We start from the raw sequence: 9,747 nt of genomic DNA, 5'->3' as shown, positions 1-9,747 counted from the left end.
TGGCTGGCAAAACCGGCAGCTGATTACAGGTCGTCGGTGTCCGCCCAGCCTTCGCGATTACCACGCTGGAACACCTTGTCGTCCGGGGCGATGTCCCCGGCACCCAGTACCGGCTGTTGCAACAGCTGCTGGTAGATGGGGGTGAAGTCCACCGCCGTGGCATCAAACAGCTGCTGGAAGCTGTCGATGACAAAATAGGTTTTCTGGAAGGTGTCGATGCGATAGCGGGTACGCATCAGCCGTTGCAGGTCGAAGCCGACCCGGTTGGGACTGGCACTATCCAGGCAGTATTGCGACTCGGACTTGCTGGACACGATGCCGGCACCGTAAATGCGCATGCCCTGCGGCGTGTTGATCAGGCCGAACTCCACCGTGTACCAGTACAAGCGTGCCAGCACCGGCAGGAAGCCCAGGTGCTTGGCCTTCATGCCACCCTGGCCATAGGCTTGCAGGTAATCGGCAAATACCGGGTTCATCAGCAGCGGGACATGACCGAACAGGTCATGAAACACGTCCGGCTCTTGCAGGTAGTCCAGCTGGTGTGGTTCGCGCAGCCACCAGGTCACCGGAAAGCGGCGGTTGGCCAGGTGCTCGAAAAACACATCATCCGGAATCAGCCCCGGCACCGCCACAATGCGCCAGCCGGTGGCTGCCAGCAGCTTCTGGTTAAGCACGGCGAAGTCCGGCACGCGGTCGGCGTCCACTTCCAGTTGCTGCAAGCCCTGCATGAACTCGTCACAGGCCCGGCCCGGCAGCATCGCGCATTGGCGCTGGTATAGCGTGGCCCAGGTGGCGTGGTCGGCCGCGCTGTAGCGCTCCAGCGGCTGCGGCAGGGTGTAATCGGCCGCATCGTGGGTCAGGCCCAGGTTTTTGCGGGTGGTGATGTCGGGAACGACAAAATCGCTGCGCTCGTTCATGGCGGCACATCCGGTAGGTGGGGATGTCTTCAGTGTAGAAGCCAGCGCCTGCGGCAGGTCCGCAAGTTTTGCCAATAATGCATTTTTTTTGCATACTTCCCGCACCAAACCGTCAATTTACGCAGGAAATCAGCAAAAATGGAACTGGACCGCTTTGACTGGCAGATTCTGCAAGCCTTGCAGCAGGATGCACGCAGCACGCACCAGAAGCTGGCACAAGAGATTCCGCTGTCGGCATCGCAGATAGGACGCCGCCTGCAACGCATGGAAGAAAACGGGGTGGTACAGGGCTATCAGGTGAATATCCTGCCAGACCGGATAGGCCTGTCGGTGATGGCCTTTGCCCACGTCAGCCTGGAGCGGCACAACGAAAGCGCCTTGCGCGAATTTGCCCAGGCCATCCACGCGCTGCCGGAAGTGCTGGAGTGCTATGCCACCGCAGGTGAGGCGGATTACCTGCTGCGCATCGTGGTGGAGGACCTGCCCTCGCTGTCGCGCTTTGTGATGAACCGGCTGATGCAGCTGTCGCTGGTGCGCAGCGTGAAGTCCACCATCATCCTGGACGCCATCAAGCACACCAGCAAACTGCCACTGCCACACACGCGCAGCTGAATCAGCGGCGCAGGCGCTGCCAGGACAGCAGCACACCCAGCGCCAGCGTACCGGCCAGGATGCCCACCAGCACATCCAGAATGGCGGGCAACAGCAGGCGGGCCAAAGCACCGACACCCGGCAGGTGCGACAGCGGGTGCACAAGGCCTTCGATGGCGTGGTGCAACCAGGGCCAGCCATGGCTGATGATGCCGCCACCCACCATGAACATGGCCACAGTGCCAATCACCGCCAGTGCCTTCATCAGCCAGGGCATGCCCTGGATCAGCCCGCGTCCGATCAGGCTGTTGAAGGCACCGCCACGGCGCAGCAGGAACAGGCCGATATCGTCCAGCTTCACCAGCAGGCCGACAAAACCATATACGCCCACGGTCATGATCAAGGCCACGCCCACCAGCACCACCAGTTGCGAGCTAAAGGCCGCCGATGCCACCGTGCCCAGTGTGATGGCGATGATTTCCGCCGACAGGACAAAATCGGTCCGGATGGCACCCTTTACTTTTTCCGCTTCAAGCTGCAGCAGGTCGATGGCCGGGTCAGCCAGCATGGCGTCCAGTTCGGCATCATGGGCGGCTTCTTCCTCCTTGCCGTGCAGCAGCGGATGCGCCAGCTTTTCCATGCCCTCCAGGCAAAGATAAACCCCGCCCAGCATCAGCAAGGGCATCACCGCCCACGGTGCAAAGGCGCTGAGCGCCAGTGCCAGCGGCACCAGGATGGCCTTGTTGCGCAAGGACCCCCGCGCCACCGCCCATACCACCGGCAATTCGCGTTCGGCGCGCACGCCGGCCACTTGCTCGGCATTCAGCGCCAGGTCATCCCCCAGCACCCCGGCGGTCTTGCGCGCGGCCACTTTGGTCATGGCCGCCACATCGTCCAGCACGGTGGCAATATCATCAATCAAGGTTAACAGACTGGCTCCCGCCATGAATTTTCCTTCACTTCCTGATGCGGCTGGCCCGGTGGACCGCCGCTGTTATTGGCAGTCGGCATCGAGGCCGACCGTCCTGAGCGACAGGCCGTGTCATTGTAGCGGAAGCAAGGCAGCGGGGAATCACATGCCGGGAGCATCCTGCGATGACGGACTGGCAGGCATGGGGGAGATGGCGTGCAGCAGACCGAAATCGACATGGTCTTCGCCCTGTTCATCGGTGTACAGCAAGTCCTGGTACTGGTGGTTCCAGCGGATGTCGTCGTGACGGAACACATGGCGTGAGGCCATGCTCTGGCGGGTGATTTCATCGCTGCCGCTGATGGAGAGGATGAAACCGGCATGCAGCCCGGCCAGCGCATCCGCATCCAGCCCGTACAGTGGGCTGTGCTCGTCGATCACATGCATCAGCGTCCAGCTGAGCACGAACATGGGATGGTGCTGACGTTGCAGCTTGAGGTCGTGCAGGCGGCGCAGGCGGGTGCCCTCGCGACTGACGGTATCAAACAGCACATGCAGCTGGGCGGTGGCATCCACGATGACATTCTGCCGGGCATTGGCGGCCCGCAGCATCAGCACCGTCACGCCATCCATCTGGCGGATGACCGGATTCCGGGCAAACACGATGCGCGAGCGCGGCAGGGAAAAACGGGCAAAGGTCACGCCGGTCACCAGCGCCAGGCTCATCATGCCGATGAAGATTTCCAGCATGCTGATGATGTGGGCGTACACCGTTTGCGGGTGCATGTCGCCGTAACCCACGGTGGCCAGGGTTTCCACGCTGAAGAAAAACGCACCCCAGAAATCGCGCGGAAACTGGTTGGCAATGCTGGCCTCGCCCAACTGGTACAAGCTGGCAAACAGCATGTTGAGCACAAAAAACAGCGCGGCAATGGCCACGTAAAACTGCGGCCAGCTCATGGTCATGGCCACGTGGTAAATGTCGTGCCCCAGTTTCAGCGGCAAGCGATGCACATGAATGATGCGCCCGCCCACCTCCAGCTGCCGGCCCTTGCCCCCTGCTCTACCCATATTCCACCCTCCTGCTGTGAGCCGCCATTGTGTGCAGCGCCCATGGCGACGTCAATGCAGGCCGCCATGCGCTTTGGACGCTGCCGGCCAGGCTCTGGCATGATGGAACGCATGCCTGCCTCCGCCACCCTCATCGTCCTGCTGCATGTCAGCCTGCAACTGCTGCTGATCATGCGCGTGCTGCTGCGCCCCAACCGCGACCCGGCCGCACGGGTAGCCTGGACCGTCGTCGTCGCCACCATGCCGGTGATAGGCATGCTGGCCTATCTGCTGCTGGGTGAAGTAAGCATAGGCCGCCGCCGCATGGCCAGGCTGGCGCGCATCCAGCAGCGGCTGCCTGCCCTGCCCGCCTTGCCGCAGACTGTCCCTTTAAGCGCGCTATCCCCCACTGCGGCGCAGCTGTTTCGCGTGGGCCAGTCCATCAGCGGCTTTGCCCCCAGCGCGGGTAACCGGGCCGCATTGCAGGCTGACAGCAACAGCACCATAGACAGCCTGGTGGCGGACATTGATGCCGCGCAGCAGCATGTGCATCTTCTTTTTTATATCTGGCTGCCGGATAACAACGGCAGCCGGGTAGCCCAGGCCCTCATGCGCGCGGCGCAACGTGGCCTCAGCTGCCGGGTATTGGTGGATGATGTGGGTTCGCGCCTGCTGTTGCGCTCCGCCCTGTGGCAACAGATGAAAGACGCCGGCGTGAAAGCGGCGGCGGCCCTGCCGGTGGGTAACCCCTTGCTGCGCCCGTTCAGCGGGCGGATAGACCTGCGCAATCACCGCAAGATCGTGGTGATAGACCATTACACCGGCTACTGCGGCAGCCAGAACTGTGCCGACCCGGAATTCCGCATCAAGCCGCGCTTTGCCCCCTGGGTGGATGCGGTGATCAGGGTGGAAGGCACGGTGGTACAGCAGATGCAGCGGCTGTTTGCCACTGACTGGATGCTGGCCACCCATGAAGACCTGCTACCGCTCTTGAGCGCCACGCCACTGCCGCCACAGGACAGTTCAGGTCCCGGCGTGCTGGCCCAGGTGATAGGCACCGGCCCCACCGCGCGCCATTCGGCCATGCCGGAACTGTTTGTCGCGCTGATGTACAGCGCACAGCGCAGCCTGACCATCACCACCCCCTACTATGTGCCGGACGAGGCCTTGCAATCGGCACTGTGCGCTGCGGCCCAGCGCGGGGTGGCCACCACCTTGCAACTGCCGGCCCGCAACGATTCGCTGGTGGTGAGTGCCGCCAGCCGCAGCTATTACGCCGAGCTGCTGGCCGCCGGTGTGGTGATTGCCGAATATCACGGCGGCTTGCTGCACAGCAAGCTGCTGGCGGTGGACGAGGACCTCTGCCTGATCGGCTCGGCCAATCTGGACCGGCGCAGTTTCGAGCTGAACTACGAAAACAATCTGCTGTGCCACGACCGGGCACTCACCACAGCCTTGCGCCAGCGGCAGCAGCAATACCTGCAGCATTGCAGCCTGGTAAGCCCGGAACAGGTAAGCGCCTGGCCGCTGTGGCGACGGTTGTGGAACAATGCGGTCGCCATGCTGGGGCCCTTGCTGTAAGGCGGTGCCTCAGCCAGCAAACAGGCCGGGTACGGTGTTTTCCTGCTCAAAGCGCAGCAAGGCGGCTTTCAGCGGCAGACCGCCGGCATAGCCGGTGAGGCTGCCATCTGCCCCCAGCACCCGGTGGCAGGGCACGATCAGCGCAATCGGGTTTGTCGCATTGGCCCGCCCCACCGCGCGGGCAGCACCGGGCTTGCCCAGCGCCAGTGCCAGTTCGCCATAACTCATGGTCTGGCCGTAGGGAATCCGGCACAGCGCCGCCCACACTTCCTGCTGGAAATCCGTACCATGCGCGGCCAGCGGGATATCAAAACTGCGCCGCTCGCCGCGCTGGTATTCATGCAGCTGGCGCGCCACTTCGGCCACCGCGGCATCGTCGCGCCGGCTGCCGGACAACACCGCCCGCTGCATTTCCTGTTCCAGATGAAAATCCAGCCGCAGCAGGCGGCCTTGCAAGTCCAGCCACACCATGGCGGGACCGAAGCGGGTATCCACCACGCCGTGGCAGGCTGCATTGGGCGGCACGCTCAGGGCCGTCATGCTGTCCTCTTCTGCTTGCGGACTGGCGGACGCTGGGTGGGTCGTACCACCTTGGCCATCCCACAAGCTGCCCTGGGCAAACAATGGCGCGGCTGCGCGTGACGCGGGCACGGACAGGCCGGACACGTCAGGCGCATCCTGGCTGAACAGATCGGGTATCTCGGGTTTCATGCATGCTCCGTCAGGCTGGCCCACAAATGCAGGGTGGCCAGGCTGCGACAAGGGGAAAAGACTTGCATCAGCTGCTCGGTCTGGCGGGCATCGGGCCGGGCGGGCAGCGCATGAAAGCGCTGCAAGGCGGTGGCAAGGCCACTGTCGCCAATGGGCGCACAATCGGCCAGCCCGAGGCCGCGCAGCATCACATAACGCGCCGTCCACGGCCCCACGCCATGCAGGGCCAGCAAACAGCGCTCCGCTTCGGCCGCAGCAAGGCCGGACAGCGCATCCAGCGGCAGGCTGCCATCCAGCACGGCGTGGGCGGCACCCAGCAGATAATTGGCCTTGGAACGGGAAAAACGCTGCGCCGTCAGCTGTTCGGCAGACAGCGCGGCCACCTGGGCCGGGCCGGGGTGGGCCAGCAAATCACTGCCGGCAATCGGCACGCCAGAGAGCTGAATCAGGCTGCGCCTGAGCGCTGTGGCAAAGGACAGGTTGATCTGCTGGCCGATGATGGCCCAGCACAAGGCTTCAAACGGTTCGGCTGTCAGTGGCAGCCACAATGCGGGTTTGCCTGCCAGCAGGCGGGCGGCATCCGGCTGCTGGCGGGCCAATGTCATCCAGGCATCGCGCTGGCCATCCAGCCCGGCCATGCGGCGTACCGCCTGCTGAACCTGCGGCAACAAGGCAGGCCAGTCATGACTGGCCGCACCACTCACCCTGACATGCAAGCGGTCCGGGCTGAAACGCAGCTGCAATTCCACCGCAGCTCCGTGCAGCAGCACGCCTTTGCGCAGGTGCTGCGCTTGCAGCCGTTCGGCCGGGCCTGCCGGGTCGCGGCCATGATAGGCCAGCACGCTGGCAGCGTGATAATCCGCCGGCAAGGCAATCCCAAATGCGTGTTCCACCACCTGCTGCATGTTTGCTCCGGCCATGCGGCCAACGGTGCCGCGCTGGCGCGATTATCGCGCAGATGACGGACGCTGGCACCTTGCATCTTGCGCTGGAATCAAGGGATGCAGGCTGCCGCTTGTTGCGCTCAGACTGTCAGGGCGGTTTCCGCCAGATCACCAGCAAACACCACCCGACGCTTGCCCATGCGCTTGGCCGCATACATGGCCTGGTCCGCCGCGCGTAATACCTCGTTGGTGGCCATGCCCTCGGAAAACACCGCCACGCCCGCGCTGAAGCTGAACGCCACGCCATCAGGCCTGGCATCTGCGGCGGCGGCTTGCAATTGTTCCAGCAGCTGACTGACCTCCGTGGCCGACGAGCGGCACAGCAGCAAGCCGAACTCCTCGCCACCGATACGACCCGGGCAGCCCGGCTTGCTCATGCGCTCCAGCAGGTCGGCAAAGCACACCAGTACCTGGTCCCCCACGGCATGGCCGTGGCTGTCGTTGATCTGCTTGAAGTCATCCAGGTCAATCAGCACCCAGTACCAATGCTGGCCCTTGCTGGCCGGTGCGCGTTCATCCAGCCGGGCAAACAGCGAACGCCGGTTGGGAATGCGGGTCAGCGGATCGATTTCGGCCAGACGGCGGAATTCGTCCTGCATGAAGAACATGGAGTACATATTGTTCTGCATGGTCTGGTTCAGCGTGATGGCCACCACGAACACACCGAACACCAGCAAGGCAAACAAGGTGGGTGACATGCTGGCTGCCGGGCCCAGGCCGCAGATGTAAAAGGCCGAGGCACCGGTCAGGCTGAGTATGGCCAGGCAGTCGTGCCGGGAGGGGGTGACAAAGGAGTTGTAAAACCAGATGGTAATGATGATGGGAACGATGAAAGGGTCACCCGGACCGGCCATGCTTTTTACTTCCAGCGCAAAAATCAGGGTCAGCAATACCGAATAGGCAATGGTTCCGGCACGCCACACCAGCACGCTGGGCGACAGGGCCTTGACCAGTCCCACCAGGATGATGGCAGCCAGCAGCATGGCTTCGGTATTACCCAGTCCGGTAGCCAGATAGGGGTTCATGACAAAGCTGGCAATGATGAAGACGATGCCGGCGCTCTCCAGAAACACCACCGGCCTGAACAACCTGCCGCGCATGTAATGGTAGTAGTCCGCCTCGGTGGCTTTGTAATTGCTGTTCATGGTGATGGCTCTGCTGGACAACAAGCCGTCAGTCTGTCGACTGGCGACACAACATGGCGGGTCAGGCAAAGCATGCATGCGGCAGGAAACAAGCTGGCAAGGACAACTGACAGTAGCGTGGTGGCACTGGCAATGCCCCAGCCATACAGCGCGTTCAATGCCGGATTGGTACAGCAAGCTGCAGACCTTCCCCGATACTTTCAAATCAAAAGAACAGCTGTATTCATTGATTCGATCAAATACTAACAGTATTCATGCCATCGACCTAGCCAGCAGTGCTGACCGACGGCAAGTCCTGATCATTTCATCCGGCTGCTGCAGCAGGCCTGTTTTAACATGCCAGTCTGACAGCACGGTGAACGTGGACTGACAGACAACACCAGCCGGCAAGCAGCAGCTGCTACAGATGAATTTCCGGTATAGCAGCCCACCTCATTGCAGAACAGGAAGTCCATGAAAAAAGGCCCCGCAGGGCCTTGGTCAAGCAAAAATCCGGATACAGACATCAGGCGCGCGGGCGCACCAGCTGCCAGGCGCGGCCCAGATAGGCCAGCGCGCCAAAGCCGCTCCATACATGCACCAGACGGGTAAAGGGGAAGATGACGAACACGCTCATCCCCATGAACAGGTGCAGTTTGAAGATGGGGGACGCGGCCACGATGTACTGTGCGGCATCGCCACGGAAGGTGACGACATGCTGCGCCCAGGTCATCAGCAGCACCATTTCGTGGCCGTCCAGATGCTGGGCGGACACGGCAATGGTGCACAGGCCCAGTACCAGCGTAGCCAGCAGCCACAGCAGCACCAGCTTGTCGCGCCAGGTGGTGTTGGCAGCCAGACGCTGGTTGCTCAGGCGGCGATGCAGCAGGATCAGCAGGCCGATCAGGCCCAGCGAACCCATGATGCCGCCGGCCGTCATGGCGAATACCTGTTTGAAGCTATGGGTGACGCCCAAAGTTTCCCATACCGACAACGGAGTCAGCAGGCCCACCAGATGGCCGAAGAACAGGCCCAGCACGCCGATGTGGAACAGGATGTTGCCCAGGCGCAGATTACCGCGATACACCAGCTGGGAGGATTCGCTCTTCCAGCTGTACTGTTCGCGCTCAAAGCGCATCAGGCTGCCCAGCAAAAAGATGCTGAGCGCGATGTAGGGATAAATCCCGAAAACGAATTGATGCAGATAGTCCATATCTCTCTCCTTGCTGTTCCGGCCTGCCTGTCACAGGGCGGCCGGAAACGGGCAGATTCAGGCGCCGGGTCGCGACGGGTAGAAATTGACCGGAGCAATGGCCGGCATGGCGGGTTTGAGCAGCGGCTCGCTGCCATCCGCCCCGGGGCCAAAGGTTTCCAGCAGCTCGTCCATGTCGCGGATGGGCGGCACGCTCAAGGGCTCCGGTGCGACCGGCGACAGCCACACCAGCAGGTCGAGCACCCCGGCATAGGGCGAGGACGACTCGCGCAGCTTGCCGGCGATATGGCCCAGCACATGCACCGCGTCGCCCAGCAGGCGGCTGCCCTCTTCTGCCTCGCACTGCGACAGGAACTCCAGGAACAGCGGCACGTAGTCGGGCAGCTCGGCGCAGACCGGCTCGAAACCGTGGGCCTTGTACTCTTCCATCAGGTCCACCATGGCCTGACCGCGGGCGCGGTCCTCGCCATGGACATGCTCGAACAGGTGCAGCGAGTGCGACGGGCTACGGTCGAAAGTCTGCACATAGCCTTCCTGCAGCGCGATCAGATCGCTGCCCTCCAGCTGCGCCAGCAGCGGTTCCAGCATGCTGGCTGCGGTGGGGCTGGCCTGCAGCGCGCTGCGGATGTCATCCAGCGCCGCCAGCAACTCGGGCTCCGGATAGCACAGCAGTGCCGAGGCAATCTTGAACAATGACTGGTTCATG

At 62.7% G+C, this 9,747-nt stretch carries 10 protein-coding genes; 2 read left to right on the top strand and 8 right to left on the bottom strand.

Annotation, left to right across the window (positions count from 1 at the left end; genetic code table 11):
• Positions 1-23: 23 nt before the first annotated feature.
• Entirely contained in the window at positions 24-917 is an 894-nt protein-coding gene (phhA, locus tag DKK66_RS13450) for a phenylalanine 4-monooxygenase (protein ID WP_045846267.1), read from the bottom strand.
• Between the two features lie 138 nt (positions 918-1,055).
• Between phhA and DKK66_RS13445 the strand changes: the two genes are divergently transcribed.
• Positions 1,056-1,529, top strand: a complete 474-nt coding sequence (locus tag DKK66_RS13445) for an Lrp/AsnC family transcriptional regulator (RefSeq protein ID WP_045846266.1) — start codon at positions 1,056-1,058, stop codon at positions 1,527-1,529.
• A 1-nt stretch (position 1,530) separates the two neighbouring features.
• On the opposite strand, the gene DKK66_RS13440 is transcribed toward DKK66_RS13445, so the two are convergent.
• Together DKK66_RS13440 and DKK66_RS13435 are read right to left on the bottom strand one after the other, a co-directional pair.
• The gene (locus DKK66_RS13440) at positions 1,531-2,454 is read right to left on the bottom strand and encodes a DUF808 domain-containing protein (RefSeq protein WP_131358925.1); all 924 of its coding nucleotides are present in this window, start codon (positions 2,452-2,454) and stop codon (positions 1,531-1,533) included.
• Between the two features lie 126 nt (positions 2,455-2,580).
• Positions 2,581-3,489, bottom strand: coding sequence for an ion channel (locus DKK66_RS13435; RefSeq protein WP_131358922.1), 909 nt, complete (start codon positions 3,487-3,489; stop codon positions 2,581-2,583).
• Positions 3,490-3,588: 99 nt separating this feature from the next.
• Between DKK66_RS13435 and cls the strand changes: the two genes are divergently transcribed.
• Entirely contained in the window at positions 3,589-5,049 is a 1,461-nt protein-coding gene (gene cls / locus DKK66_RS13430; protein ID WP_207389782.1) for a cardiolipin synthase, read from the top strand.
• Positions 5,050-5,058: 9 nt separating this feature from the next.
• On the opposite strand, the gene DKK66_RS20695 is transcribed toward cls, so the two are convergent.
• From DKK66_RS20695 to narJ, 5 genes are all read right to left on the bottom strand, one after another.
• Positions 5,059-5,760, bottom strand: a complete 702-nt coding sequence (locus DKK66_RS20695; RefSeq protein ID WP_305015003.1) for a methylated-DNA--[protein]-cysteine S-methyltransferase — start codon at positions 5,758-5,760, stop codon at positions 5,059-5,061.
• Positions 5,757-6,653, bottom strand: coding sequence for a DNA-3-methyladenine glycosylase (locus tag DKK66_RS13420; protein WP_165494175.1), 897 nt, complete (start codon positions 6,651-6,653; stop codon positions 5,757-5,759). The genes DKK66_RS20695 and DKK66_RS13420 overlap by 4 nt, the downstream gene beginning before the upstream one ends.
• A 131-nt stretch (positions 6,654-6,784) precedes the next feature.
• The gene (locus DKK66_RS13415) at positions 6,785-7,849 is read right to left on the bottom strand and encodes a GGDEF domain-containing protein (RefSeq protein ID WP_165494174.1); all 1,065 of its coding nucleotides are present in this window, start codon (positions 7,847-7,849) and stop codon (positions 6,785-6,787) included.
• Between the two features lie 505 nt (positions 7,850-8,354).
• A complete protein-coding gene (gene narI, locus DKK66_RS13410) occupies positions 8,355-9,041 on the bottom strand; it encodes a respiratory nitrate reductase subunit gamma (protein ID WP_131358914.1) in 687 nt (228 codons plus the stop codon).
• A 57-nt stretch (positions 9,042-9,098) separates the two neighbouring features.
• Positions 9,099-9,746 carry a nitrate reductase molybdenum cofactor assembly chaperone gene (gene narJ / locus DKK66_RS13405; protein WP_089084550.1) on the bottom strand — a complete coding sequence of 216 codons (648 nt, stop codon included), beginning with the start codon at positions 9,744-9,746 and terminating at the stop codon, positions 9,099-9,101.
• Position 9,747: the final 1 nt, after the last annotated feature.

This window comes from Aquitalea sp. USM4 (assembly GCF_004328945.1).
Lineage (GTDB): Bacteria > Pseudomonadota > Gammaproteobacteria > Burkholderiales > Chromobacteriaceae > Aquitalea > Aquitalea pelogenes.
Note: the sequence above shows the minus strand (reverse complement) of the source record. Positions and strands in the feature narration are given on the sequence as shown.